At 42.5% G+C, this 26281-nt stretch carries 18 protein-coding genes, 25 tRNA genes, 2 rRNA genes, 2 pseudogenes and 1 other annotated feature; of the genes and pseudogenes, 7 read left to right on the top strand and 40 right to left on the bottom strand.

What is annotated here, in order from left to right; genetic code table 11:
* Nucleotides 1-358: 358 nt before the first annotated feature.
* Together BN1765_RS05570 and BN1765_RS05565 are read left to right on the top strand one after the other, a co-directional pair.
* A complete protein-coding gene (locus BN1765_RS05570; protein ID WP_050614177.1) occupies nucleotides 359-1078 on the top strand; it encodes a hypothetical protein in 720 nt (239 codons plus the stop codon).
* 316 nt (nucleotides 1079-1394) lie between these two features.
* Nucleotides 1395-1823 (top strand): annotated as a pseudogene (locus BN1765_RS05565) (KGG domain-containing protein); the annotation flags it as partial.
* Nucleotides 1824-2065: 242 nt separating this feature from the next.
* On the opposite strand, the gene BN1765_RS05560 reads toward BN1765_RS05565, so the two are convergent.
* Together BN1765_RS05560 and BN1765_RS05555 are read right to left on the bottom strand one after the other, a co-directional pair.
* A complete protein-coding gene (locus BN1765_RS05560) occupies nucleotides 2066-2341 on the bottom strand; it encodes a DUF2187 family protein (protein WP_050614175.1) in 276 nt (91 codons plus the stop codon).
* A 153-nt stretch (nucleotides 2342-2494) separates the two neighbouring features.
* Nucleotides 2495-3901 (bottom strand): N-acetylmuramoyl-L-alanine amidase, encoded by a 1407-nt coding sequence (locus BN1765_RS05555; RefSeq protein ID WP_050614174.1) that lies wholly within the window; start codon nucleotides 3899-3901, stop codon nucleotides 2495-2497.
* A 507-nt stretch (nucleotides 3902-4408) separates the two neighbouring features.
* Here BN1765_RS05555 and BN1765_RS05550 point away from each other — a divergent pair.
* Nucleotides 4409-5353, top strand: coding sequence for a YsnF/AvaK domain-containing protein (locus tag BN1765_RS05550; RefSeq protein ID WP_050614173.1), 945 nt, complete (start codon nucleotides 4409-4411; stop codon nucleotides 5351-5353).
* A gap of 225 nt (nucleotides 5354-5578) precedes the next feature.
* On the opposite strand, the gene BN1765_RS05545 is transcribed toward BN1765_RS05550, so the two are convergent.
* Entirely contained in the window at nucleotides 5579-6172 is a 594-nt protein-coding gene (locus tag BN1765_RS05545; protein ID WP_147554152.1) for a hypothetical protein, read from the bottom strand.
* A 66-nt stretch (nucleotides 6173-6238) separates the two neighbouring features.
* On the opposite strand from BN1765_RS05545, the gene BN1765_RS20560 reads away from it, so the two are divergent.
* Nucleotides 6239-6367, top strand: coding sequence for a hypothetical protein (locus BN1765_RS20560; RefSeq protein ID WP_261797552.1), 129 nt, complete (start codon nucleotides 6239-6241; stop codon nucleotides 6365-6367).
* Nucleotides 6368-6553: 186 nt separating this feature from the next.
* On the opposite strand, the pseudogene BN1765_RS05540 reads toward BN1765_RS20560, so the two are convergent.
* From BN1765_RS05540 to BN1765_RS05525, 4 genes and pseudogenes are all read right to left on the bottom strand, one after another.
* Nucleotides 6554-7342: pseudogene (locus BN1765_RS05540) on the bottom strand (SDR family oxidoreductase).
* A gap of 106 nt (nucleotides 7343-7448) precedes the next feature.
* A complete protein-coding gene (locus BN1765_RS05535; RefSeq protein WP_050614171.1) occupies nucleotides 7449-9353 on the bottom strand; it encodes an endonuclease MutS2 in 1905 nt (634 codons plus the stop codon).
* A 651-nt stretch (nucleotides 9354-10004) separates the two neighbouring features.
* The gene (locus BN1765_RS05530) at nucleotides 10005-10229 is read right to left on the bottom strand and encodes a hypothetical protein (protein ID WP_050614170.1); all 225 of its coding nucleotides are present in this window, start codon (nucleotides 10227-10229) and stop codon (nucleotides 10005-10007) included.
* Nucleotides 10230-10308: 79 nt separating this feature from the next.
* Nucleotides 10309-11217, bottom strand: a complete 909-nt coding sequence (locus BN1765_RS05525) for an SDR family oxidoreductase (protein ID WP_050614169.1) — start codon at nucleotides 11215-11217, stop codon at nucleotides 10309-10311.
* A gap of 142 nt (nucleotides 11218-11359) precedes the next feature.
* Between BN1765_RS05525 and BN1765_RS05520 the strand changes: the two genes are divergently transcribed.
* Together BN1765_RS05520 and BN1765_RS05515 are read left to right on the top strand one after the other, a co-directional pair.
* Complete coding sequence (locus BN1765_RS05520; RefSeq protein ID WP_069202996.1) at nucleotides 11360-12175, top strand: MBL fold metallo-hydrolase; 816 nt, start codon at nucleotides 11360-11362, stop codon at nucleotides 12173-12175.
* 108 nt (nucleotides 12176-12283) lie between these two features.
* The gene (locus BN1765_RS05515) at nucleotides 12284-13024 is read left to right on the top strand and encodes a thermonuclease family protein (protein WP_050614168.1); all 741 of its coding nucleotides are present in this window, start codon (nucleotides 12284-12286) and stop codon (nucleotides 13022-13024) included.
* Between the two features lie 47 nt (nucleotides 13025-13071).
* Here BN1765_RS05515 and BN1765_RS05510 read toward each other — a convergent pair whose 3' ends face one another.
* Complete coding sequence (locus BN1765_RS05510; RefSeq protein ID WP_050614167.1) at nucleotides 13072-13554, bottom strand: hypothetical protein; 483 nt, start codon at nucleotides 13552-13554, stop codon at nucleotides 13072-13074.
* 428 nt (nucleotides 13555-13982) lie between these two features.
* A complete protein-coding gene (locus tag BN1765_RS05505) occupies nucleotides 13983-15404 on the bottom strand; it encodes a hypothetical protein (RefSeq protein ID WP_050614166.1) in 1422 nt (473 codons plus the stop codon).
* Between the two features lie 492 nt (nucleotides 15405-15896).
* On the opposite strand from BN1765_RS05505, the gene BN1765_RS05495 reads away from it, so the two are divergent.
* Entirely contained in the window at nucleotides 15897-16121 is a 225-nt protein-coding gene (locus BN1765_RS05495; protein ID WP_147554151.1) for a hypothetical protein, read from the top strand.
* Nucleotides 16122-16189: 68 nt separating this feature from the next.
* On the opposite strand, the gene BN1765_RS05490 is transcribed toward BN1765_RS05495, so the two are convergent.
* The 31 genes from BN1765_RS05490 to BN1765_RS05335 form a co-directional block, all read right to left on the bottom strand.
* On the bottom strand, nucleotides 16190-17029 hold the full coding sequence (locus BN1765_RS05490) for a manganese catalase (RefSeq protein WP_050614163.1): 840 nt from the start codon (nucleotides 17027-17029) through the stop codon (nucleotides 16190-16192).
* 113 nt (nucleotides 17030-17142) lie between these two features.
* Nucleotides 17143-17835, bottom strand: a complete 693-nt coding sequence (locus BN1765_RS05485) for a hypothetical protein (protein WP_050614162.1) — start codon at nucleotides 17833-17835, stop codon at nucleotides 17143-17145.
* A 153-nt stretch (nucleotides 17836-17988) separates the two neighbouring features.
* Nucleotides 17989-18756 carry a hypothetical protein gene (locus BN1765_RS05480; RefSeq protein ID WP_050614161.1) on the bottom strand — a complete coding sequence of 256 codons (768 nt, stop codon included), beginning with the start codon at nucleotides 18754-18756 and terminating at the stop codon, nucleotides 17989-17991.
* A 129-nt stretch (nucleotides 18757-18885) separates the two neighbouring features.
* Nucleotides 18886-19614 carry a YqjF family protein gene (locus BN1765_RS05475; protein ID WP_050614160.1) on the bottom strand — a complete coding sequence of 243 codons (729 nt, stop codon included), beginning with the start codon at nucleotides 19612-19614 and terminating at the stop codon, nucleotides 18886-18888.
* Nucleotides 19615-19976: 362 nt separating this feature from the next.
* Nucleotides 19977-20050 (bottom strand) — tRNA-Arg (locus tag BN1765_RS05470).
* A 10-nt stretch (nucleotides 20051-20060) separates the two neighbouring features.
* Nucleotides 20061-20151 (bottom strand) — tRNA-Ser (locus BN1765_RS05465).
* A 10-nt stretch (nucleotides 20152-20161) separates the two neighbouring features.
* Nucleotides 20162-20236: transfer RNA gene (locus BN1765_RS05460), tRNA-Asn, on the bottom strand.
* 18 nt (nucleotides 20237-20254) lie between these two features.
* Nucleotides 20255-20331 (bottom strand) — tRNA-Ile (locus tag BN1765_RS05455).
* 10 nt (nucleotides 20332-20341) lie between these two features.
* A tRNA-Gly gene (locus BN1765_RS05450) sits at nucleotides 20342-20415 on the bottom strand.
* Between the two features lie 5 nt (nucleotides 20416-20420).
* Nucleotides 20421-20495 (bottom strand) — tRNA-Gln (locus BN1765_RS05445).
* A 13-nt stretch (nucleotides 20496-20508) separates the two neighbouring features.
* A tRNA-His gene (locus BN1765_RS05440) sits at nucleotides 20509-20584 on the bottom strand.
* A 29-nt stretch (nucleotides 20585-20613) separates the two neighbouring features.
* Nucleotides 20614-20697 (bottom strand) — tRNA-Tyr (locus BN1765_RS05435).
* Between the two features lie 115 nt (nucleotides 20698-20812).
* Nucleotides 20813-20888, bottom strand: a tRNA-Asp gene (locus tag BN1765_RS05430).
* 7 nt (nucleotides 20889-20895) lie between these two features.
* Nucleotides 20896-20969, bottom strand: a tRNA-Met gene (locus BN1765_RS05425).
* Between the two features lie 15 nt (nucleotides 20970-20984).
* A tRNA-Ser gene (locus BN1765_RS05420) sits at nucleotides 20985-21077 on the bottom strand.
* A gap of 13 nt (nucleotides 21078-21090) precedes the next feature.
* Nucleotides 21091-21166 (bottom strand) — tRNA-Ala (locus BN1765_RS05415).
* A gap of 17 nt (nucleotides 21167-21183) precedes the next feature.
* Nucleotides 21184-21260, bottom strand: a tRNA-Pro gene (locus BN1765_RS05410).
* A 25-nt stretch (nucleotides 21261-21285) separates the two neighbouring features.
* Nucleotides 21286-21362 (bottom strand) — tRNA-Arg (locus tag BN1765_RS05405).
* Between the two features lie 9 nt (nucleotides 21363-21371).
* Nucleotides 21372-21446 (bottom strand) — tRNA-Gly (locus BN1765_RS05400).
* 3 nt (nucleotides 21447-21449) lie between these two features.
* Nucleotides 21450-21534 (bottom strand) — tRNA-Leu (locus BN1765_RS05395).
* A 9-nt stretch (nucleotides 21535-21543) separates the two neighbouring features.
* Nucleotides 21544-21619 (bottom strand) — tRNA-Lys (locus BN1765_RS05390).
* A 16-nt stretch (nucleotides 21620-21635) separates the two neighbouring features.
* A tRNA-Thr gene (locus BN1765_RS05385) sits at nucleotides 21636-21711 on the bottom strand.
* Nucleotides 21712-21725: 14 nt separating this feature from the next.
* A tRNA-Val gene (locus BN1765_RS05380) sits at nucleotides 21726-21801 on the bottom strand.
* Between the two features lie 10 nt (nucleotides 21802-21811).
* Nucleotides 21812-21886 (bottom strand) — tRNA-Glu (locus BN1765_RS05375).
* Between the two features lie 9 nt (nucleotides 21887-21895).
* Nucleotides 21896-22011 (bottom strand): 5S ribosomal RNA (gene rrf, locus BN1765_RS05370).
* A 114-nt stretch (nucleotides 22012-22125) separates the two neighbouring features.
* Nucleotides 22126-24030, bottom strand: a sequence feature (most likely nonfunctional fraction of RNA operon).
* Nucleotides 22913-22979, bottom strand: a tRNA-Leu gene (locus BN1765_RS20385). (Overlaps the previous feature by 67 nt.)
* A tRNA-Lys gene (locus tag BN1765_RS20380) sits at nucleotides 22997-23072 on the bottom strand.
* Nucleotides 23089-23164 (bottom strand) — tRNA-Thr (locus BN1765_RS20375).
* Nucleotides 23179-23254 (bottom strand) — tRNA-Val (locus BN1765_RS20370).
* A tRNA-Glu gene (locus BN1765_RS20365) sits at nucleotides 23265-23339 on the bottom strand.
* 330 nt (nucleotides 24031-24360) lie before the next feature.
* Nucleotides 24361-25910, bottom strand: a 16S ribosomal RNA gene (locus tag BN1765_RS05335).
* Nucleotides 25911-26281: the final 371 nt, after the last annotated feature.

The raw sequence follows: 26281 nt of genomic DNA, 5'->3' as shown, positions 1-26281 counted from the left end.
GACTAACAGAGCTATCTATTATAAGGTTGATCAAGTTAATTGATTGGCCTTTTTATTTTTCAATAGAAAAAACCATCATAAATCCCCTATCCAACGAAAATAACTTCCTTTCGGTAAAATAACAAAACCACTTCAAACCAACAATCTACCTTCATTCTTGAAAGTCCAAGCAAAAAATCCCTTTCTTCGGCCTGTTTGTTTCCAATGATATTCACTCATCTTTTGAATTGGCAGTCTTAGTGGCAGTTAGAACCGGATATAATACACGGTTCAACCCATTTCCATATTTTATCCAATGTTCGCATTCTTCTTTTTAGTTAACATTAAGCTAGAGTATGTATTGCAAAGGAGTAAATGAATGAGGCCTTTCTATTTTATATGTTCTTATTTATGTTGCATTTTTGTAGCTGCCATTTTAGCCATCGTGCATAAAAATATGACTGAAACCACGTTCAAAGAAGTGATTAACAATCAACTTAAACACGATATATACAGCCATTATTTTGACCAGCAATCTATTAGCTTCGAAAAGAATCATATCATTGTGAAACTAAATGATAAAAAACCATTTATTGATTTAAAGAATGAAGATAAGTTTGTATTGTTGAATGTTTTCCAACAAGAAATTGAATATCTCTTACAATATAAAATCCACAATCCTCTTCATTTAAAAGATATTTGGATATCAGTTGAATCAAATGACGATACATATCTCTTTAAAGATGCTTATGCTAATAAAAAGAATATGCATATACGGAATGGGCAATTATTTATAAATAATGATAGACTAACGGAAAACGAAGTGATTAACACGCCTGAATTTCATAATACATATATCAAGCCTTGGGCAAATGATACGACCTCTTCAGGATTTAGGGAATATGATATTATTCTTTTTATGGATAAGTATTTTAAAATTATGACTAAGAATCTTGCAGATGCCCATCCATCAGATGAAAGACTCATAGTGGCCTGGGCTATGGAAAAGTTCCAATTGAAACAAAAAGAAATTATAGAATTATACTTAAAATGGAATTATGATATTCTACTCTCTCCATTCAAAATCCCTCCTGCATAATGAAGGGAATGGAGCTCCAGAATCTCTTTTAACTGCCATCCATGATCTCTAATCCAAACCGCTTCTGCTTATTGTTTAAAACCGCCCTATGTTTAAAAGTCCGGAGACCGGGAAGAAGATGATTAGTTCAACTGATAAAGTGAAGCTTTAAACGGTGAAGGTATTCCTTCATCATCCTACTATTCATTAGTTGAACCATACGAACTCTTTCTGGCGCTTGATCTTCCACTTGTACCTCTTCGTCTTCACTCTCGTATGAAAGTGGAAATCTTAGCGACAGTAAGAACAGGGATAATATTAAAGGGAGGAATTTTTAATGGCTAACAAAAAAGATGATCGTAAAATGACACTAGAAGAAGCAGGACGTAAAGGCGGAGAAGCTACTTCCAAATCTCATGACAAAGAATTCTATCAAGAAATTGGCCGCAAAGGCGGAGAAGCCACTTCCGATAGCCATGGCAAAGAGTTCTATCAAGAAATCGGCGAAAAAGGCGGAGAAGCTACTTCCGATAGCCATGGCAAAGAATTCTATCAAGAAATCGGCGAAAAAGGCGGAGAAGCTACTTCTGATAGCCACGGCAAAGAATTCTACCAAGAAATCGGCGAAAAAGGCGGAGAAGCTACTTCTGATAGCCACGGCAAAGAATTCTACCAAGAAATCGGCGAAAAAGGCGGAGAAGCTACTTCTAAAAACCATGATAAAGAATTCTACCAAGAAATTGGAGAAAAAGGCGGAGAAGCACGAGGCAATCAACGCAACGATAGCAATGACGGCAAAATGAGCCGTGAAGAAGCTGGCCGCAAAGGCGGAGAAGCACGAGCTAGACAACGTAAAAACGATTAATGGAAACATTAGATTTATGGGAACACCCGCAATAAAGACAGACGGAGAAATATTTCTTTGTCTGTCTTTTTTATTATGCCATACGGGCAATTGAAAAGGAGCAGCCTCATTAGGACTGCTCCTTTTAATCTGTGATCCACTTCTTAAGCGTTCAAAAGCTTTTGATTGTTTCCAGCCTTCCAATCCTGGACACTCTGGATATGTCTGTAATTGACAACCGTATAATTATTCGGATAATCCAATTCTTTTGCAATCTCAAGATCGATTTCAACCATCACAGAATTTTCTCTAAGTCTAGTCACTTTGCCAGAAATGGATAATCCTTTTCTTTCAAAAGTAATAATATCTCCTATATTAATATTCATAGAATGTTTATATGTAGTTTCTTCAATCGGTTGAAGTACAGTTTTTGCTCCCATACAAATCCCAGCCTTTCTCAAGTTTATAATACCTTTTACCAACTAACATTATTCTTAAACCTATAAAGAGGACCTTTGATTGGCAGTGTGTTCTATTTATCCCTAGCAAAGAAAGCGCGGATCGCTGTCTCCACTCTTTCCCCAGCTCTCGCGTTAATAGTACTTAGCTACATTAAAGCCTTTATATTTATAGTAATCCAGTGTTCCGTAATAAATTGCCTGTGCAGCCTTTTGCCGATAAGATGGCGATGCTAGTTTAGCATTGTCTGCCTTTGTATCGATGAAGGCAAGCTCCACTAGAACTGCCGGCATTGTATTTTCCCTCAGCACATGCAAATCGCCATGCTTTTCGCCGCGGTTTGTCGTTGATAAAGCCGACGTTAGCCGTGCCTGGATAAACTGGGCCAGTTTCATGCTGGCGGTCACATTTGGATTAGCTGCTTTACCGTAATAGTATGTTTCTGAACCAGTTCCTCCTCCCGCATTGGTGTGTATGCTGATAAAAGTATTAGCTTTGGCATTTTTTGCAAATGCAACACGACCCTGAAGTGTAACGAATACATCTGTTTCCCTTGTCATCTTGATATTAAAAGGGGTTTTACTGAACAAGCTTTTTAGTCGTTTGCCCGTATCCAATACGACATCCTTCTCCTTTAGCCCGAAGCCGACTGCCCCTGGGTCTGTTCCTCCATGGCCAGGATCGATGACAATCGTTTGCGAACTAAGTGATGTATTGCCTGTATTATTTGCCGGAGGCGCGACTGTCTCAGAGCTACTGCTTAAGTAGGATTCATGAACAAAGCCGATTACACCTGAGCTTCCCTTAATCAGTGCCCAGCTGCCAACTCGGTAACCGAGGCTGACTTTTTCATTGTTTTTCAATGTTCCAACCTTATTGTATAAAGTGGATGGACCTGTACGGATATTCAATGAATCTACTTTAACAATTCTCTGACTGCTGAATGATATATGTTGCTTTGTTCGGTATGTATAATTGATAGCCCGTACAATGAATACAGCGCTGGCTTCTCTTGTAGCTCTTGAAGCCGTACCGAAATTCGCTGTTGTTTCTGAAGATATCCCCAACGATACTAGTGCTTTGGCAGAACCTGCCGATGTATTGTTCGTGGAGTAACCGAACGCCCTGCAGATCATGGTTGCCACTTCCCCTCGGGTGATCAAACCATTGGGCCTGAATGTGCCATCTGGATAACCACTTATTATTTTTTGCTTCGTTGCCTGCTGGATATAGCCCGAAGCAAAGTTCCCCGCTCCCACATCCCTAAAAGATGTTTTTTGTTTAGTCCCGTCAAAACCTAATGCCCGTCCCAACATTGCGGCAAACTCTGCTCTTGTTACATTGTTTTTCGGTTTAAAATATCCTTTCGTGTCTCCACTGACGATTTTGCCCTGCGCTAAATAAGAAATTTCTTTATAAGCCCGATGATTGGATGGGATATCCTTGAATACATTAGATGCTGCTCTAGCAATAGAGCCATCCATCGCTAAAGTAGAGATCCATACTAAGATGCACAATAACAGTGTCAGTCCTTTTTTCAATTGTTCCCTCTCCTTTCATCTCTTAACTTAACATATTACTGAAATAATTTATGGCTATTCACAATATTTACTCAAAATAAACAAAATACAATCATTTTTTCCATGTTTATGCCTTTAGAGTTCCTAAATAACACTTTGACAGACAAGGGGCATCCATCCCCTGCCTATCATTAGTTGAACCACTCTGATCCTTACTGGTTCTTGATTATAATGATACCTGTTCATTTTTATTCTTGTGTTAAAGCGGAAGTCTTAGCTCCCATTAAAACGGAAGAAACCAGAACGGCTTCCGTGGAAATACGCATTACAAAAATTCCATACAGAAGGTATTTAACATAGATAGATTCCCTCAAAAATAATATATCAATATATTTAAATATTCATTTTAATAAACCCAAAGAAAATAATCATCACTGAAACTGGCCATCGCTTTGGTTTGTCTCTTCAAACATAGGGTATTAGAAATATAGATCACAAAACACATGAAAAATCAAGGAGGAATTTAATATGAATAAAACATTATATGGTGTATATGAAACGAGCCCAGAAGTAGTACAAGCCGTTAACAGTTTAAAAGCAAAAGGATATGACAGCAGCGACATCACAATCGTGGCCGATGAAGCCAATAGACTTGCTGCAGTAGATACAGCAGGCACAGAAGTAAAAACAGTGACCGATGATGATTCATTCATGGATAAAGTAAAAAAATTCTTTTCTGGAGACATGGGCGGCAATGCTGACCATGCATTTGATGACCTTGGCGTGACAAGCGTAAAAAGAGATGAATATGCTCGAAACATCCAAGACGGCAAAATCCTTGTATTTGTGGATGGAAACCGCGGTATATTGGACGGAAGAGAGACAGCAGCCACTGCTGAACCAGCTCTTGGGGTAGACCGTACCAATCCTGTCAATACAGCCCTTAATGGAGGAGACAGAACGCCTGGAGATCTGGAAGAGGAGCAAAAAATCCGTTTGCGCGAAGAAAAACTTCAAGTTGAAAAAGATGCCGTGCAAACAGGAGAAGTTGTCATCAACAAAGAAGTGCATTCAGAACCAAAAGAAGTCAAAGTGCCGGTCGAACACGACGAAGTATATGTGGAACGCCGTCCAGTGACAGATCCAACTGCCGATACAAACGCTGGTATCATCGCTGATGATGACGAAACCATCCGCATCCCAGTAGTCGAAGAACAAATCGAAGTGACGAAAAAACCTGTAGTAACAGATGAAATCGTCATTGGAAAAGAAAAAGTCCAAGAAACAAAAACAGTCCATGATAACGTCAAAAAAGAGGATGTCCGCGTAGATAAAAATGGCAATCCAATTCTTACAGGAGACGCTGATGAACAAACAGACCTTCCATTGGAGAAAGACCCATTAAACCCTCTAAATGATACAGACACCACCGACCCATTGTTAAGAAACAACGTAGACACAGATAAACTGTAATCCAATACAGATAAACTGTAATCCAATATTAACAAGCAAAAGGCCTCCGCCCATAATAGGTGGAGGCCTTTTGCTTATTGCTTTCATATTATACAAATATTAAATTCCCCAGAGAGTTGACTATTGGCCCGAAAAAACGCAGCCGTTATAAATAATCTTAAGAAAACGGTAAAAATAAAGGCTTCGAAAATACCGCCGAATATCCTACCATCCTTCGCCTAGGACTTAATTGCTGAATGTACATTTAACCAGGTATACTGTCCCATAACCAGCTAATGCAGCTCCCGGGTCTTTTTCAGCATCTTCAAATATACTAGCCGATAACGATGCATTTCCATTAAAGAAACCAGCAAGAATCAATTCTTTTCCATCAACAATTTTACTTTTTGGATTAACTGTCGACATGTTTAAAGAAATTGGTTCATCTGCTTCGGTGGCATTCGATACCGATCCGCCATTGCCGCCGATGGCCAATTTGAATGCAGGGCGCATTCCTTTTATGTTTGAATTCATATTAGTGAGAGAAACGATCAATTGCCCGTTTTTCTTTTCAGGTGCTGTACTTATTTTACCGATTGACGCTGATCCTTTTTTGCCATTATCATATTTTTCTATCCAAATGGATGTTTTCTTGTAGGGCTGCGATAGCTTATAATCGAATACAAATACTTTATCATTCAAGCTGCTAAGAATTGTTTTTTCCCTCTCCGTTAATTTTGTCTCCGTAACTAAATTTTTTTCTTTTTCGCCAATAGACGCTGTAGAGTGGCTACATGCGGTGACTGCTAAAAGGAACAAGGCAGCCAATAGTAGTCTCAAAATTTTATTTATAACCCTCACACCTTTCTTTACGCCCATCAATATGTCTTTAAGGAGGAACTGATTATGAGAGAATTGATCGGCTATTGTTCTCAATGCCAGAAGGAAATTTTTTGTCTGGATGGATTTTTCAACGGTGTTATGCTGGACGGTGAATTATTCTGTTTTGAATGCGACCATGAACGATTTAAATGAAGTCGCCTCTCCTTGCCCTATCAGGTTGCATCTCAACGATCCTATCATCCTATTCACCGGAGACGGCCATGATTCCTCCCTTGCGGCTCCTTTTTTCGATCCTTCACACTTCAAAAGTGAGACTTTGAAGTGTGAATTCTATCTCTAATATGCCTCTCTATACTTCCTGTATTTTTCTCTTTAAGATCAACTCCAAAAACCCCCATCGGAATGGATGATTTGCCCCGTCACCCATTGTGCTTCATCGCTTGCCAGAAATGAAACCAGACGACCTGCATCCTCTGGAGTCCCAATTCTTTTCAGTGGAAACTTAGACTTTAAGTAAGCTTTCGTCTCATCACTCATCCAACCGGTATCCGTCGGTCCTGGATCCACCGCATTTACGGTAATCCCCAATGAAGCTACTTCAAGCGCCATTGTTTTAGTAAAGGCGGATACAGCCCCTTTTGTGGCTATATAAGCGAGATTCCCAGGTTCAGGGCTTTTATCCTGTCCAGATACCAAATTAATGATTCGCCCTCCCCTTCTGCCCTCCAGCCTCTTAGCAAACTCTGCGGACAACATGCATGTGCCTACTATGTTGATGTCACAATGCTTAGATAGAAGCTCGGCACTCAATTCCCGGAAACTGGCCTCTACACAATACGTGGCATTATTGACCAATATATCCGCTTTTCCAAAAACACCATCCACTTTATCCAAAAGGGCTGAAGGGGCACCCCGATCACTGAAATCCAACTCCATGCTTTCCGCCCGTACGCCTAGCTTCCTTAATTCTCCCTTGAATTCCTGGGGCCACCCGCGATCTATTCCTTGATAATTCATCATCTCATCATATTTATAAAGATGTGTAAAGAATATGGATACGCCTTGTCGGGCCAACTCTCAGCATATCCCAGCCCCTATGCCATTGGCACGGCTGACGCCGGTCACCACTGCACACTTGTTATAACCCAACACACATCTCCCCTTCATCTTATAATAATTAGTCTAAAGGTTTCGTATCTTCAATGAGTCCCTCAATTAAAGTGCTGTTCACCAAGTAACAATAACTTACTTCATTCCCGCTTCGATCTATACCCTATTCATCTAGTTTTTTACGGATTTCGGCAGCTACTTTTTTCAATGCTTTTTTTGATCCCCGTTCAATGTCATGCTTTAATTTACGGTCTTTGTAACCCACAAAAAGAGTATCCAAATCATAACCTTCCGGATATAAATCAACCGCTTTCAATTCCAATTCCACTCTTTTAACATTCACCTCTTTAAATACCCCTTCATAAAACACAATCAAATTATGATTGGCGTCCGCCGGTTGATAGACAATTCCATGGTTGCCCTGCTCCAGCAATTTAACCCGATCTCCGACTTCATAGATCCATTGATTTGATCTGGATGCTGTTTTGCTTTCATCCTTCCCCATTTTTTTCATTGAAACACGTTCCAAGCCATATCCCTTATTGTCCATATAAGCCTGTGCCTTCTCCAGTACCGTGCTCGGCACATTCATTTTTTTCGCGATCCACAGGGCATTGCTATCTCCAGAAACACCGATTTGCAATTGATAAAGCGGTTCAAGCGTTTCACTGTCAAATTGCATGGCAGCGTTCATAAAATCACTGTGCATCTCCGAATAACGCTTTATTTCTCCATAATGGGTGGTAGCCACAGTAATACAGCCTTTCAGGTAAAAATCCTCCAATATGGCAATCGCCAAGGCGGCCCCTTCATTAGGTTCCGTGCCGCTGCCGATTTCATCGAATAACACTAAAGTGTTTCCAGAAGCCGTTTGCATAATATCAGAAATATTCTTCATATGGGATGAAAAGGTGCTGAGTGCGTTTTCGATACTTTGATTATCCCCTATATCGACGAAGATGGAATCAAACACAGCCAATTCCGTTCCTACCCCGCCGCTAATATGAAAACCAGACATTGCCGCCAGCGTAAGAAGGCCAACTGTTTTCAGGACAACTGTTTTCCCCCCGGCATTAGGCCCGGTAATCACTAAAGTACGATAGTCCTCCCCAATCCTAAAATCCAGCGGCACGCTGGTTTTCGGCAGAAGCGGATGACGGCAGCCTTTCAGCGCTATATAACCATGATCGTTCATTTTAGGCTCAACGGCATCCATACTTTTACTAAATTTGGCTTTAGCGAAAATCATATCATACTGACTGACCAATTCAATGTTGATCCTAATCGGCCGGATTTGTTCCAGGAGCATGCCGGTCAAGGTAGCCAAGATTTGATATTCTTCCATGGACTCCTCTGCCTTCAGAGCGGCGAGTTCCGTAGCGAGCACCGTTACAGCTGCCGGTTCCATAAACACAGTAGAACCCTTTGATGAAGTTTCCACAATGGTTCCATCCACATGATTTTTATAAGATGCCTTTATTGGAATCGTAAAGCGGTCCTCTTTTTTGCTAATAAAAAATTCCTGGATATACTCCTTATTGCTTTTGTTTTTTAGAAATTTCACCAATCGGTCTTCTATTTTAATCTCCGTTTTCTCTATTTGGCTGCGTACCTTTTTTAATTCTTTACTGGCTTCAGACGCGACACGATTGGCTTTGATGGCAAATTGGATTTCCTCTTCTATGGGCCTGAATTCTGTCATCGACCGAACATAAGTGGACAAGGTAGGTGCAAGGGAAACTTTATTCTCCATGAACCGCTTGATAAGTCGGCATCCCCGCAAAAAGTCAGCGATGGATACTAACTCTCCTGGATCTAAAATCATCCCTTTTTCTATTTTTTCAATATGCTGTGTGATATTAGAAATTCCTTTAAGCGGAATATGATTTTCTGCGTCAAGCAGGTTTCGCGCTTCAGTCGTTTCATTCAGACGATTGCGCACGACTTTCAGTTGGCTGCTTGGCTCCAACTGATCCAGGAGAGCTTTCCCTAAACCGCTAGCACAATGATGTTTGACCATTTCTTTTAGTTCAGTGTATTGTAATTTTTCATATGTCGCCTTATTCATTATTTATCCTCCTTGGTCGAATGGGGGGCCAATTCCCCGCTAAACAAAAAATGCCCGCGGATTGCCTTCCTACCTATTGATGGGACAGTAACGACCCTATCAACAAAAGCTCCCCGCGGGCATCGACCATGGTGGTCTGTATTAAAGACGCGCAACATTAATCTTGTTTGCCGCAAAAAAGCATGGCAGGACAAATCCCGCCATGCTTTCCGCCGTAACCCCGAACGTTTACGCGAATTTAATGGAAAAGGAGTCAGTCTTCAAGTAGGCATTCACAGGCAGAACGCTGTGAAAAAAGGCAACCTTAACAAACTGGCAAAAACCAGCCATTAACTACCTTATTCAACTAAATTAGTTGATGCCTACTCCTGACATAAAACACCACACCTTTTCTTAAGTTGGTAATAATATACCATTTTTCCAATAGAGAGTCAATCGGATAAGAGCCTTACTCTTAAAATGTAGCCGGTGAAAATCAACACATTCATTTGCGCTCACTTGTTCACCTGTAGTGTCATGGGTGTAATAACCAGCTTATGCAATATGTTTTTGTCCACATTGGCCTCATTGCCTTGTATGTAGAATATGAGGATGCCTGATTGCTTAACGAAAAAACCAGAGGCAAAATAAAAAAGCCAACAATCGTTGACTTTACTGGCTTGCCAGAATTGCGACCAGCACGAAGGCAATCATTAAGACAAAAAAACCAATCATGCTATAGCCGACCACCCTGATGCCTTTAGGCTGCCTTCCACCCTTTCTGTAGGGCGGTATATCATTTGTAGCTTTTAATAAGTCTTCAATAGGCGAGAACACGATTCCGCTATCCTGGCTGTTCTCCTTTTCGGATGAATGCGATTCTTGGATGTCCTTCACTCCTCTTCCCCCTATCTTTATCGCGTCAAATATAATAAAAGCCGTTTTCCTATACGATTGGTTTCCTGTTATTACTTCCCTATGAACCCGTTATGCTTCCTCCGTTCGGATGTAAAACCTGGCCGGACATATAACTGGAATCGCCCGAGGCGAGAAACACAAAGCCAGTAGCGATTTCAAAGGGCTGGCCGGCACGCTTCATTGGGGTTTCAGGCGTATATGATCCAAATGTTTTTACTTCTTCCGCCGAGAAAGATGATACCGTTAGCGGTGTCCAAATCGGGCCTGGCGCTATCCCGTTTACACGAATCCCTTTATCAACCAGGGAAAGAGAAAGGGAACGCGTAAAGGTAAGGATAGCCCCCTTAGTGGCCGAGTAATCAATCAAATCTTTATGCCCTTCATAAGCCGTGATGGAAGTAGTATTTATAATCGTACTGCCAGGAAGAAGATGGGGAAGAACAGCCTTTGTCATATAAAAGAAAGCAAATATATTCGTCCGGAATGTCTTTTCCAGCTGCTTCGATGTAATTTCCATAATGCTCCTCTGTACATATTGCACTCCGTGATTGTTAACCAGCGTATCAATTTTGCCGAATTGCTCCATCGTCCTCTTTACTACTTCCGCTGACATTTCTTCCTTCTGCAGGTCGCCGGGGATTAACAGGCATGACCGGCCTATTTCTTCAACCCTCGCTTTTGTTTCCAGCGCATCTTCATGCTCACACAAATAAGGGATTACTACATCGGCACCTTCTTTGGCAAAGGCATAGGCGACAGCTCTCCCGATCCCGCTGTCTCCTCCTGTGATGATTGCCACCTTATCTTGGAGTTTGCCGCTGCCGAGATAATCCGGATTTTCTGAAATAGGCCGGGGGACCATGATATATTCGAGGCCCGGATGCTGGTCTTGAAATTGCGGAGGAAAAGTGAGCGGTACCTCTTTGCATTTCTTTTCTGTTCCAAACGGTTGGTAGACTGGATACATAGCGCACCTCTTATGATGAGATTTATTGAACCCTAGATATATATTCATAAATGCACGGCCTCATGCCCCGCTCTCATAATAATCCCCGTCAATGGAGAGACTACTTTTATGACCTCACCTAAAAGGATGCGACACACAACCCATGAAAAAATTACTGAGCGACCAAAATACATTCAAACGTTCCTTCCTGCCTTTTACAAGCTTGAAAAACAATACTTGGCACTATGTGACGGACGGAGTCTGGGTTTATTTAAACCGTATTGTGAATATTGCCGTTGTTCAAGTCTCACCTAAGGAGCTTGTGATCATCGATGCTGGAATGCCAAAAGACAGCCAAAAACTCATCCAAAAAATAAAGCAGCGCTTTCCTGAAGCCAAACCCATAGCCATCATTTTGACGCATGGCCACTTCGATCATGTCGGTTGTCTGGCCCATTTTATCCGTGAATGGCAGGTTCCGGTTTATGCAAGCACCTTGGAGATGCCGTACTTGACTGGAAAAGAAGATTATCCGCCAGGGAAAATCACAATGAAAGGGTTGGTATCGTTGCTTTCCAGAACCTTTCCCAATCATGGAATCGATCTAAACGGCCATCTATCAGAACTGCCAGCCGATAAAAGCGTACCCTATTTGCCCGGATGGGAATGGATTCCCACCCCCGGCCATACACCAGGTCACATTTCGTTATGCAATTGGAAAAATGGCATCCTGATTGCTGGAGATGCCGTAGTAACCGTCAAACAAGAAGCTCTCTTCCCCGTTATATTCCAAACTTTTAGCCTGAACGGTCCTCCCGATTATTTTACGCCAGACCGTAAACAGGCAAAACAATCATTAGTTGCCCTTATGCAGTTTCCCGCTAAACATTTAATCACCGGACACGGAACTGTCTTAAGCGGACGTGAACAAATCAAAGAAGAAATGAAGAAGCTGCTGCAATCCTATAGTGGCGAATGAAAGCGCATCGCCTTGGAGATGCGCTTTTTGGGGCTGCCTGCAGCCTGTGTCCTGCAAAAAGCGGACATGCCATGTTAGAATGAACATTCAGAAAGGATGAGAGACAACATGAAATGTTTAAGCAGTATGATTCTTGCGGTGTTGTTGCTTGCCGGATGTTCCAATGGCAACATTACAGAAAACAACCCGTCGACCACTCACAAGCAATCGCAAACTAGCGAGGCACAGGATTCAGCGGCCACTAAAACGATTTCAGCAAAGGTAGTGCGTGTGGTGGATGGCGATACATTCATCGCTGAAATCAATGGCAAACAAGAAAAAGTAAGGCTGCTTTTGGTGGATACACCTGAAACGGTAAAAGCCAACACACCCGTACAGCCATTTGGCCCTGAAGCAAGCGCCTATACCAAAAGCCTCCTGACTCAAGGAAAAAACGTACAGCTGAGCTTTGATACAGAAGAACGCGATCAATACGGCCGTTTGCTTGCCTATGTAACGGTCGACGGGAAAATGCTGAACGAATTACTCCTGCAAAAAGGACTAGCGCGCGTCGTCGTTTTCAAGCCCAATGTAAAATATGTGGATACATTCAAAGAAATCGAGAAAAAAGCACAACAACAAGGGATAGGTTTATGGAGCCAGGAAAAAAGCAGCGGGTCCAAGAAAGAAACGACCGCCCAGGACAGCCAGCAATCCTGCAGCAATCCAACCATCAAAGGCAATATCAACCGTAAAGGAGAAAAAATATATCACCTCCCCGGCGGCCAGTCATACGGCCAAACAAAAGCCGAAGAGATGTTTTGTACGGAAAATGAAGCAAAGGCAGCAGGCTTCAGAGCAGCCAAATAATAAGAGAATCCTCCATATTGGAGGATTTTTGCCTATTTAATGTTTGTTTACCGCCGCCAAAATTTATCAGGCGCAAGGAATACAGCTGCCCCGATCAGAATGGCAAAAAAACAAATGCCGATGCCCCCTAAATAGCCAAGACCCCTCATAAATAGATCTTCTCCGGGATATAAAGGTGTCAATGTAGTATTTTTATATAAAAAATACACCAATAAAACCCCGTAAACCGAGTGGCCGATTAAAAAGGCATATGCCCGGCCCCAAAAAGGAGCAGTAAACCCAGCTCTGAAAAAAGTCCAAACCAACACACTGGCAAAAGGGGATCCCACCATTACTAAAGGAACCGGGACAGGTAGTTTAAAAACCCCGCAGACCGTTGCCGTTATGATCACTGCATTCACAAAAAGTAGTTTACTGCCCGCCCACCAGACGGACTGTTGTTTTGGATTTTGTTGGATAAGTGCTTTCGAAATAAACAGACAAAAGATGGAAACAACCAAAGCTAACACAAGCAAATTAGTAAAAGACATTATTTATCTCCCGCAACCATTTTTAACATTCATATAACATCATTTCACTTGTCCAAGTATTGCATAATAACCATCAAAAAGTAAATAAAAGGGAAAACATACTATCTTTTGATAAGGTGGTAAATGGAACTGAATGAATAATACAAAGAAAGGATCAATCATGATTGGGTTTTGTAGTAGGGCCATCATTGGTTGGATTGCCGGTTTAATTATAAGAAGAGATATATCATCGCAATAGTATTGCAGGTTGCTGGGTTAGGATCTTTATTACTGGTCGAACGGAAGATCAATCACTAAGAGGCTGAGTGTATTCAGCCTCTTTTTTGATTCTTATTGAGCATCATTAACTGAAGATGGGCCAGATGCCTCCCTGCTATTTAAATAAGTTCTTACGTAGATTGCTTACAGGGAAGAAAGGTTAAATGGCCTTAAGAATTCTTTCTTTTTTTTATCAAGCCACGAATATATTTTTTTACAAAATAATAGCCCATCACCATACTAATGGCCATAGCTGAAATGATCAAGAATAGACCAAAGTACTCTACCCAGGAAAAATGTGAAATCACATTCCAATTCCATCCATTCTTTAAATCATCTACGGCTATATTCATGCCGAGTATGCCAGAGATGACTGAATAGATGGTCAAAACCTGCAAGAGGTTATTGGTTCTGTTTGCTGTGAGTCTTTCATGGTTTTGATAAAGAGTCTCCAGTGTATTCCCCAAATGGCTCTGCAGGTATTCGATTCGAAACACCTCTTTGACGATTTCATACATATCTTTGCCAAAGGTGCTGTTATTCACCTCGGGGAAATAGTAATTCGCCGAAAACTCGGTGATATCAATAATCAGCTCTTCTATTCTTTCTTCATTCTGGTTAATATTCGTATCCGACTGACTATGCATCAGTTTCATTAAGACAATCCTATAGAAAAAATATAATAAGACTGAATAATAATGCTCACCATACATGGCACTGATGATCTTATTCTGCAAATCAGGACTATCTGATTTAGTTAGGCAAAAGAAATTGTAATTCGTTACTCCATAATACGTATCATTTGCCCAAGCATCATATATTCGTTTGTCATAATAACGATTAAGGAAATCAGGATTTGTCGGTCCTAATCGTGCTTGCCCTTGTTCATCGCATCCATATATATGACCGATCCGGTAAAGGTCCATACAGTCAATCTGAGATTCTGCTGTAAGTGCAACATAGCTAATCACGAACATTTTTTCATTCATAAAGAAGGGAAGGCTGCCAAAAAGAGGAGCCTGCTCATCTGCATTCTCCAAGTAATCCGCTATAAAGGGAGTTAACTCCTTAAAAAGAAAGTCTTTCATTTGCTCGTATTCGTGGCCATCAACCGAAATCTTAGCGGCATCTTTTTTCTCGAGAGGCTCAATTGTTCTAAAAAGATCAACGAACTCAATCGATTCATCAAAAGCCAGATTTTCCGGCAGATTTACACGTATAGTTATAATACCAATGTGAAACGGGCAAATAAGAATATCGAACGAAGGAATATGAAAAGGTATTTCCAAAAAATTTGCCGCCAATGTTCCTGACAAATCAAGTTTTTTTGTAAAACGTTTGATATCCCTCTTGCTCATCATTGATTCCGGAAACAACAGTTGTTCAATATTGGGAAGAAAGTACTTTTCCAGCTTTCTGTGAATGACATGGTGATCCCCGTAAAACTTCTCACCTTGACCTTCATCCTTTAACCTAAAAAATTCGAACCCCTCTTGTAATAGTTGTTTCCTTAGATGATCTTTCTGATTTTTTTTCAATAAGAATGGAAACATAAATTGATAATGGGAAGCGGTAGTTCTTTTTATTTCCATCTTTTCACCCCCGGGAGCGTGCCTAAAAAAGACAGCTAATCCTCTTTGAAAAAAGTTATGTGTATATTAAAACTACCCAGCGCCCTTCTCTTCAAACAAAAAAAAATTGACAGTATTGTGCCTATCAGTCAGGTTGGGCGCAAGTGATTTTGAAATGATAACCATTGCTTTCCGAATAGCTTACTGCCGTTAGCATGGTGCGACCCCCTACATGCAATAAAAAAAATATTGCTTTAAAGCATACACCGATTCCGCGGGCATTATCCGGAGACAATGCCCGCGATAACCCATATTCCTTCAGACCTTCGGAAACAAACTTCAAAGACAATAAGCAAAACAAACAAGGAGATGTATATACACATCTCCCTACTTTGATATTTTACAATGCTCTTTATAAGCATAAGGCACATTTTTTCAAATTTGGTGCTTATCCCCTCTCCTTTTTGATCAATATCAATATAATAAATTAATCTTATAAAAGGAAGTGTCTACATGGGTTACAAAAAATGCGATTGCGACAGTTACGACGATTACAGCTATGAGTATCACGATGAATCTCAAAGCTATTATGAATCATTCGATTTTCAAAGCCATAATGAGCAGTCCGGCAACAAATCCAGATATCATCACTATCAAGAAAACCAGTATGATCATTCCCATAAAAAAAGAAACCATCGCCCGTACGAAAAGAAATTTCATAGCTACTATTTTTGGTAATCGGTTTGCTTTCTTATCATTAAAATAACAAATAAAAGACGGCCTTTTAAGCGGCCGTCTTTTATTTGTTATTTAGTATTTGCTTGCATGTCAGCAGGCAATGTATTATGTGTTTTTAGAGGAGCAGGTTTTAAAATAGGTTTTGCTCCTTCTGGCTTAGGCTGTTGAACATATTGATATTCACCTTGGCCATCCAATGCAGTGCCTTGCGCCCAGCGTCCAGTGCTGCTTTCTTCGCCTTCTGAGAAGTTATATAGATTATAAGCAATATCCATACGTTCTTTTTCACGAGGGAAAGTGCTTGGCACTAGAATTCCTTCCTGTTCCTCAAGCTCTGCGATTGCTGCCGCCCATTGGTTTTGGTGGTAAGAATCACGCGCAATCAATACGGAAAGAAGATCTTTTACACCTTGGTCATCTGTCATTTCATAGATTCTGACAGCTTGAAGGCGCCCTTGCGATTCAGCATTCAAATTTGCGCGGAAGTCCGCTAATAAGTTGCCGCTAGAAGCTATATAGCTTCCCATCCAAGGGTTGCCAACACTATCAGATGGTCTTGCTCCTAAACCGGAAACAATCGCATGCTGAGGATTCATTCCAGAAAGGATAGCGCCAACGGCAGGATCTTTCATCGCTGCTTCCTGATCCTCGATTGGGCAATCATCCAACAATCTAGCAACCATTGTCGCCAACATTTCGATATGGCCGATCTCTTCCGTACCAATATCTAATAAAAGATCTTTGTATTTACTATTTCCTCGAGTGCTCCAACCTTGGAAAAGGTATTGCATAGCAACACTCATCTCTCCGTATTGGCCGCCGATTAATTCTTGTAATTTTTTAGCCATTAATGCATTTGGCTGATCAGGCTTTGCTTCAAATTGTAGTTCTTTAATATGATAGAACATTCTAATACCTCCTAATGTTTTAGTCTGCACTATCATATATACCACTTTGTCCCTATGCTAAACTGTGCCAACAAAACATTTTAATAGGCAATTCCATTTATTATAAGAAGTAATCAATCCAAGTAAAAAGTCCATCTATTAAAAATGTCTGCTATCTCTTTTCCAGAGATATCGAATCTATCTTTTAAAACTTCGATCACCAAATCGCCATCCATGTCTTTTCTTTCCTTCTTATTTATGGTTAGGGTTTTATGGAAAGAGAGTAGATACTCATATACCTCTTGTTCCGGATAACCACTTGACGTTTTTCTCTTCTTTAATTGTTCCAAGTAATCAGCAAAATAAGGTGATCTTAAAAATTCTTGCCTGGTTAACCTTTTTTTATTAATAGAAAGAATTCCGTTCGTCATATAAACAAGCTTCTTATTGGGGTAAGTATCCTCAAAATGATAATCAACGCCATCATCATAAGCTGTTATAGATATATTCTTTTGATAAAAGTAATTATAGGGATAATCCTGCTTTAGGTTATACCTTAGCTTTCTATGAATAGAGGAAAAAATCATAAACTGCTTTTCAGGGGGATTTTGGCTGAAGCCGTCCCTTAATTTGATGTGAAGAGCAATATCATTATTTTTGTAGGAGAGGCTGTAACCTTTAATATGTAGTTTCGCTTGATGCTCATTCAATACATTCTCCACCTCATAAACAAATTGTGCCCGAGTCATTTCACCACAAGCATAGCTGAGGAATAATGCAGCGACTACACAAATACTGAAAGCAAAGAATAAATATTTTTTTCTCATTCATACTCCACCTCGCTTCCCATTTGCTCACCAAGTATTATCTTAACATAATAATATAAATCAGACATTTAATAATATTAGATAATTTAACAAATCTTAAAAACCCTGCTTTTTAAGCAAGGTTCAAAAATGATTTCTTAGGTTTCACTTGTATTACAATTTTCCGTTCTTTATTGATAACACATCGTTCATTGCCTGTTTAAAAGAACCAAAAGTCCGCGCGTTCACAGAGATATTTCTTTGGATGAGGTTTTGGACCAATTCAGCGGACATGCCAGCTATCATCAGCTTAGCTCCCATTAATCCAAGTCCTTCTGCTAAGGATTCTAATTCATATAGATAAGAATTTACCGTCAGCCCAGTTACACCAGTAAAATCGATGATAAATATTTCCCCTTTTCTTTTTCCGCATTCTATCATCACTGTTTCCTTCATTATTCGCAGACGATCATCTGTCAAGGTTCCGACTATTGGTATCATATAGACATGGTCAATAGGTGTTTCAATGATTGGTGTATAAAGTTCTTCCAACAATTTTTTATTTCTTTTCTCATTCTCGGCAAATTCCGTAACGTCTTTCCAGGTAAGTACATACCCTTCATGTTTATTATGTATCATGAACGGATTCACAACAATGCCGGCAGTAAATTTATTGAATAAATTGATAGTTGTTTCATAGGGAAAAGGCACATTTGTAAGGATATACTCCTGTTTAGCTGGATTGACATGAAAGTCCTTAATATGCCTTCCGATCAATTCTTCTCTTTTGGTTATTTTTATATAACTTCCAATCTTTTCAATTAATTTGTCAGCATACTTATTTACCCATATAATAAAAAAATCATTATCACAAACAAATATATTTTCCCCTATAGAGTCAAATAATTGAACATATGCTTTTACCTCAGCTGGCGTTTCCATGTATGATTTCCCCTTCTCCTTATTCTTATTTTAATATACCACTCTATTCATTTAGCTGGCAATTTTATGATTCCCCCCTAAAAAAGAGGCAACAAAAAAAAACAGCCTATCATGTAGGCTGCCTCTATCTTAAATTTGTTTAAAAGGATAGAAATAAACGTGGCGCTCTTTAGAAAAGTGACACAGCTCCGGTTCTTTTTTCAGGAGAAAGGACAACATGCTATTAGCACGCAATTCCACTTTTGTTTGCGTAACCTTCCATTTATCATGGTGGATATCCCCCCTTAATAACATACCTAACCGGAATGTATACAAGCAATATCTTTCTAACAACCAATGATCCAGTGTATCCGGCAAATTTTCAATCAAAACAGGGCCTTCCGTATAAGAAACGTCTAGCATGTGACTTCTTTGATCAAATCGCCTTGTGCTGTTGAAATGATAGGCATTATCATCATGGCGCATAGACATCCTTGCATACCGGTAAGGAAGCCCTGTACTTGCTTGTGCCCCTACGACAGCCAATAGCTCGCTTGCATCCAAACTGAAAAAATAAATACCCGGTATACCATCTTTTTTGACATAGGTTCTTACATTCAACTCTAAAAAAGAACTAACCAATGGAATGGCTGGCATGTACCGTACCCTCATATTAGTGATTTTAAATGGAAGGACAGTAATCCATGCTTGCCCATTAAATGTATCAATCTCCAATCCCTCCGGAATATGCGGACGCAAACAATCATATTGGATGGGATAATGCATGAATAGAACATTTTCCCACGTTTGAGTCATTATCCATGGTGACGCAGGCAAAGGATAAGGACGATGATCCAACTCTAGAAATTCTTTATGCATTGTCTTTCCTCCCTATCACTCTGTTTCTATATATGTTCTTAACTGCTTAGAATAGATAAGAAAAGAGGCAGGAATTCCGCCTCTTTTCCTCAAAAAAATTACTTATGCTTAATGAGAGATGCTTTTATTACATTTTATATTTACCACTTGTTTCAATTTCAAAACGGTATCTGAAAAAGCAGGAAATTTTATAAAGTGAACGACTAATCGGATTCTTACTGCGCTTGGTCTTCCAATTAAGCTTCTTCTTCACGCACTTTTTCACCCCAACATTTAGTATAGAACCTATAAGATTGGCTCCGTTCTAATATAGGCACTTCAAATAACAAAAAAAACTAACCTCCCGTGAGATTAGTTTTATACGCGCCTTAGAGGATTCGAACCTCTGACCGACGGCTTAGAAGGCCGTTGCTCTATCCAGCTGAGCTAAAGGCGCATGATATGTATGGCGGAGAAGGAGGGATTTGAACCCTCGCGCCGCTTGCGCGACCTACACCCTTAGCAGGGGCGCCTCTTCAGCCTCTTGAGTACTTCCCCATAAAAAAAATGGCTCCGCAGGTAGGACTCGAACCTACGACCGTTCGGTTAACAGCCGAATGCTCTACCACTGAGCTACTGCGGAACAATCAAATATTATTCATGGTGGGCCTAAGTGGACTCGAACCACCGACCTCACGCTTATCAGGCGTGCGCTCTAACCAGCTGAGCTATAGGCCCATATAAAAAATGGAGCGGGTGAAGGGAATCGAACCCTCATCATCAGCTTGGAAGGCTGAGGTTTTACCACTAAACTACACCCGCAAGGATGGCTGGGCTAGAAGGATTCGAACCTTCGCATGACGGAATCAAAATCCGTTGCCTTACCGCTTGGCTATAGCCCAAAAATAGTATGAATGGGGCGACTGATGGGAATCGAACCCACGAATGTCGGAACCACAATCCGATGCGTTAACCACTTCGCCACAATCGCCATGGTCATTTTCTTTCCTATAAGGGAAATGGTGGAGGGGGGCAGATTCGAACTGCCGAACCCGAAGGAGCGGATTTACAGTCCGCCGCGTTTAGCCACTTCGCTACCCCTCCGTATTAACATAAAAAATAAGCATCATTATAGCAATGGTGCCTGGAACTGAATGCCATCACCATCCATGGGATTATAAATCCCAATTTTATATGGAATGAACTAAAATACTATAAATGGCGGTCCCGACGGGAATCGAACCCGCGATCTCCTGCGTGACAGGCAGGCATGTTAACCGCTACACCACGGGACCTTCATGATTGCGGGGACAGGATTTGAACCTGCGACCTTCGGGTTATGAGCCCGACGAGCTACCGGACTGCTCCACCCCGCGATAATATGAAAATAATGGAGGAGGTAGAGGGATTCGAACCCCCGCGAGCCGTTAAGCCCCTGTCGGTTTTCAAGACCGATCCCTTCAGCCGGACTTGGGTATACCTCCACATTAAAATCAATGGTGGAGCCTAGCGGGATCGAACCGCTGACCTCCTGCGTGCAAGGCAGGCGCTCTCCCAGCTGAGCTAAGGCCCCATTTTAAAGATTCATAATGGTCGGGAAGACAGGATTCGAACCTGCGACCCCTTGGTCCCAAACCAAGTGCTCTACCAAGCTGAGCTACTTCCCGATTATACTTATAAATCAAATAAATATGGCGCGCCCGAAAGGAGTCGAACCCATAACCTTCTGATCCGTAGTCAGACGCTCTATCCAATTGAGCTACGGGCGCATATTTTATTGGAGCGGAAGACGGGATTCGAACCCGCGACCCCAACCTTGGCAAGGTTGTATTCTACCACTGAACTACTTCCGCATATGGTGCGGGTGAAGGGACTTGAACCCCCACGCCGTAAGGCGCCAGATCCTAAGTCTGGTGCGTCTGCCAATTCCGCCACACCCGCAAATCTGAATGGTGAGCCATGAAGGATTCGAACCTTCGACCCTCTGATTAAAAGTCAGATGCTCTACCAACTGAGCTAATGGCTCTCTATTAAAAGAAAGATGGTGCCGGCAAGAGGAGTCGAACCCCCGACCTACTGATTACAAGTCAGTTGCTCTACCAACTGAGCTACACCGGCATGTAAGAAAAATATGGTGGAGGATGACGGGATCGAACCGCCGACCCTCTGCTTGTAAGGCAGATGCTCTCCCAGCTGAGCTAATCCTCCATATGAAAAGTGGTGACCCGTACGGGATTCGAACCCGTGTTACCGCCGTGAAAGGGCGGTGTCTTAACCGCTTGACCAACGGGCCATCTAGATTGCCTGGCAACGTCCTACTCTCGCAGGGGGAAGCCCCCAACTACCATCGGCGCTGAAGAGCTTAACTTCCGTGTTCGGAATGGGAACGGGTGTGACCTCTTCGCCATCATTACCAGACATTCATTTGAGACAGATATCATTATATCTGCTTGCCCAAATAATTTCAAGAAGAAATTTATTCCTTCAAAACTAGATAACGGAAGGGTAAATCATGTGTCCAAACATATTAATTAGGTTAAGTCCTCGACCGATTAGTATTCGTCAACTCCATGTGTCGCCACACTTCCATCTCGAACCTATCAACCTGATCATCTCTCAGGGGTCTTACTAGCTTGACGCTATGGGAAATCTCATCTTGAGGGGGGCTTCATGCTTAGATGCTTTCAGCACTTATCCCGTCCGCACATAGCTACCCAGCGATGCCTTTGGCAAGACAACTGGTACACCAGAGGTGCGTCCATCCCGGTCCTCTCGTACTAAGGACAGCTCCTCTCAAATTTCCTACGCCCGCGACGGATAGGGACCGAACTGTCTCACGACGTTCTGAACCCAGCTCGCGTACCGCTTTAATGGGCGAACAGCCCAACCCTTGGGACCGACTACAGCCCCAGGATGCGATGAGCCGACATCGAGGTGCCAAACCTCCCCGTCGATGTGGACTCTTGGGGGAGATAAGCCTGTTATCCCCGGGGTAGCTTTTATCCGTTGAGCGATGGCCCTTCCATGCGGAACCACCGGATCACTAAGCCCGACTTTCGTCCCTGCTCGACTTGTAGGTCTCGCAGTCAAGCTCCCTTATGCCTTTGCACTCTACGAATGATTTCCAACCATTCTGAGGGAACCTTTGGGCGCCTCCGTTACATTTTAGGAGGCGACCGCCCCAGTCAAACTGCCCGCCTGACACTGTCTCCCACCCCGATTGAGGGGTGCGGGTTAGAATTTCAATACAACCAGGGTAGTATCCCACCGACGCCTCCACCGAAGCTGGCGCTCCGGCTTCAAAGGCTCCTACCTATCCTGNGGGACTTGAACCCCCACGCCGTAAGGCGCCAGATCCTAAGTCTGGTGCGTCTGCCAATTCCGCCACACCCGCAAATCTGAATGGTGAGCCATGAAGGATTCGAACCTTCGACCCTCTGATTAAAAGTCAGATGCTCTACCAACTGAGCTAATGGCTCTCTATTAAAAGAAAGATGGTGCCGGCAAGAGGAGTCGAACCCCCGACCTACTGATTACAAGTCAGTTGCTCTACCAACTGAGCTACACCGGCATGTAAGAAAAATATGGTGGAGGATGACGGGATCGAACCGCCGACCCTCTGCTTGTAAGGCAGATGCTCTCCCAGCTGAGCTAATCCTCCATATGAAAAGTGGTGACCCGTACGGGATTCGAACCCGTGTTACCGCCGTGAAAGGGCGGTGTCTTAACCGCTTGACCAACGGGCCATCTAGATTGCCTGGCAACGTCCTACTCTCGCAGGGGGAAGCCCCCAACTACCATCGGCGCTGAAGAGCTTAACTTCCGTGTTCGGAATGGGAACGGGTGTGACCTCTTCGCCATCATTACCAGACATTCATTTGAGACAGATATCATTATATCTGCTTGCCCAAATAATTTCAAGAAGAAATTTATTCCTTCAAAACTAGATAACGGAAGGGTAAATCATGTGTCCAAACATATTAATTAGGTTAAGTCCTCGACCGATTAGTATTCGTCAACTCCATGTGTCGCCACACTTCCATCTCGAACCTATCAACCTGATCATCTCTCAGGGGTCTTACTAGCTTGACGCTATGNTCTACCCCGTTCCTTTGTAACTCCATATAGAGTGTCCTACAACCCCGAAAGGCAAGCCTTCCGGTTTGGGCTATCTTCCGTTTCGCTCGCCGCTACTCAGGAAATCGCGTTTGCTTTCTCTTCCTCCGGGTACTTAGATGTTTCAGTTCCCCGGGTCTGTCCTCCATACCCTATGTATTCAGGTAAGGATACTGCTCCATTACGAGCAGTGGGTTTCCCCATTCGGAAATCTCTGGATCAAAGCTTACTTACAGCTCCCCAAAGCATATCGGTGTTAGTCCCGTCCTTCATCGACTCCTAGTGCCAAGGCATCCACCGTGCGCCCTTTCTAACTTAACCATTATGGTTATCGCATCTTCCGTCAGGAAGAATACGTTCAACATTTCGCAAGAAATATTGGTTTTACTTGGTGTGTTTGGATGCAAAAATTTACTTTGCCTTCTTACTGTTATCTAGTTTTCAAGGAACAAATCCGTCGAATGATCAACTTCGTTCTTCTTCGTCAGCTTCAATCACTCAGTCACTCACTTATGCAAATAAGCTCGTTCCTTCGTTCAATCGCTTCCTCGAATAACTCGTTGCTGATTCGACTCAGTTTTATGTTTGAGAAAGGAATGCTCTCTCAAAACTAAACAAGACAGTCACGTAACATTCTTCTAATTTCCTTAGAAAGGAGGTGATCCAGCCGCACCTTCCGATACGGCTACCTTGTTACGACTTCACCCCAATCATCTGTCCCACCTTAGGCGGCTGGCTCCAAAAGGTTACCCCACCGACTTCGGGTGTTACAAACTCTCGTGGTGTGACGGGCGGTGTGTACAAGGCCCGGGAACGTATTCACCGCGGCATGCTGATCCGCGATTACTAGCGATTCCGGCTTCATGCAGGCGAGTTGCAGCCTGCAATCCGAACTGAGAATGGCTTTATGGGATTGGCTAAACCTCGCGGTTTCGCTGCCCTTTGTACCATCCATTGTAGCACGTGTGTAGCCCAGGTCATAAGGGGCATGATGATTTGACGTCATCCCCACCTTCCTCCGGTTTGTCACCGGCAGTCACCTTAGAGTGCCCAACTGAATGCTGGCAACTAAGATCAAGGGTTGCGCTCGTTGCGGGACTTAACCCAACATCTCACGACACGAGCTGACGACAACCATGCACCACCTGTCACTCTGTCCCCCGAAGGGGAACGTCCTATCTCTAGGAGTGTCAGAGGATGTCAAGACCTGGTAAGGTTCTTCGCGTTGCTTCGAATTAAACCACATGCTCCACCGCTTGTGCGGGCCCCCGTCAATTCCTTTGAGTTTCAGTCTTGCGACCGTACTCCCCAGGCGGAGTGCTTAATGCGTTTGCTGCAGCACTAAAGGGCGGAAACCCTCTAACACTTAGCACTCATCGTTTACGGCGTGGACTACCAGGGTATCTAATCCTGTTTGCTCCCCACGCTTTCGCGCCTCAGTGTCAGTTACAGACCAGAAAGTCGCCTTCGCCACTGGTGTTCCTCCAAATATCTACGCATTTCACCGCTACACTTGGAATTCCACTTTCCTCTTCTGCACTCAAGTCCCCCAGTTTCCAATGACCCTCCACGGTTGAGCCGTGGGCTTTCACATCAGACTTAAAGGACCACCTGCGCGCGCTTTACGCCCAATAATTCCGGACAACGCTTGCCACCTACGTATTACCGCGGCTGCTGGCACGTAGTTAGCCGTGGCTTTCTGGTTAGGTACCGTCAAGGTACCAGCAGTTACTCTGGTACTTGTTCTTCCCTAACAACAGAACTTTACGACCCGAAGGCCTTCTTCGTTCACGCGGCGTTGCTCCGTCAGACTTTCGTCCATTGCGGAAGATTCCCTACTGCTGCCTCCCGTAGGAGTCTGGGCCGTGTCTCAGTCCCAGTGTGGCCGATCACCCTCTCAGGTCGGCTATGCATCGTTGCCTTGGTAAGCCGTTACCTTACCAACTAGCTAATGCACCGCGGGCCCATCTATAAGTGATAGCCGAAACCATCTTTCCTTCTTCCTCCATGTGGAGGAAGAACCTATCCGGTATTAGCCCCGGTTTCCCGGAGTTATCCCAGTCTTATAGGCAGGTTGCCCACGTGTTACTCACCCGTCCGCCGCTGACTTCCGGGAGCAAGCTCCCTTCTGTCCGCTCGACTTGCATGTATTAGGCACGCCGCCAGCGTTCGTCCTGAGCCAGGATCAAACTCTCCAATAAGCGTTTGACTTGCTCATAAAATAAAACTTGTGTGTTTCAACTCTGTTGAAACGTTTAGTTAGAATTAACGTTGACGTGTTGTCTTGTTTAGTTTTCAAAGAACATTTTTTGCTCACAAGAAGCTTTTTTATTATATCACATCTTCTTTAGTGAGTCAAGAACTTTTTTAAAATATTTTTTCGTCGTTTTAACGACTTGATTATCTTAACATTTCTTTGTGTTGCCTGTCAACAACTTTTTTCACTCTTTTAAAAGTGTTTCGTTGTTGTCCCGGCGACGTTTATTAATATACCAAGATAATATTATATAGTCAATAACTTTTTTAAAAAAAATCTCTATTAAATTTGAAAAGTTGCTTTGATAAGCAAATC

The organism is Bacillus testis, from assembly GCF_001243895.1.
In the GTDB taxonomy this organism is placed as follows: Bacteria; Bacillota; Bacilli; order Bacillales; family DSM-1321; genus Bacillus_AD; species Bacillus_AD testis.
Note: the sequence above shows the minus strand (reverse complement) of the source record. Positions and strands in the feature narration are given on the sequence as shown.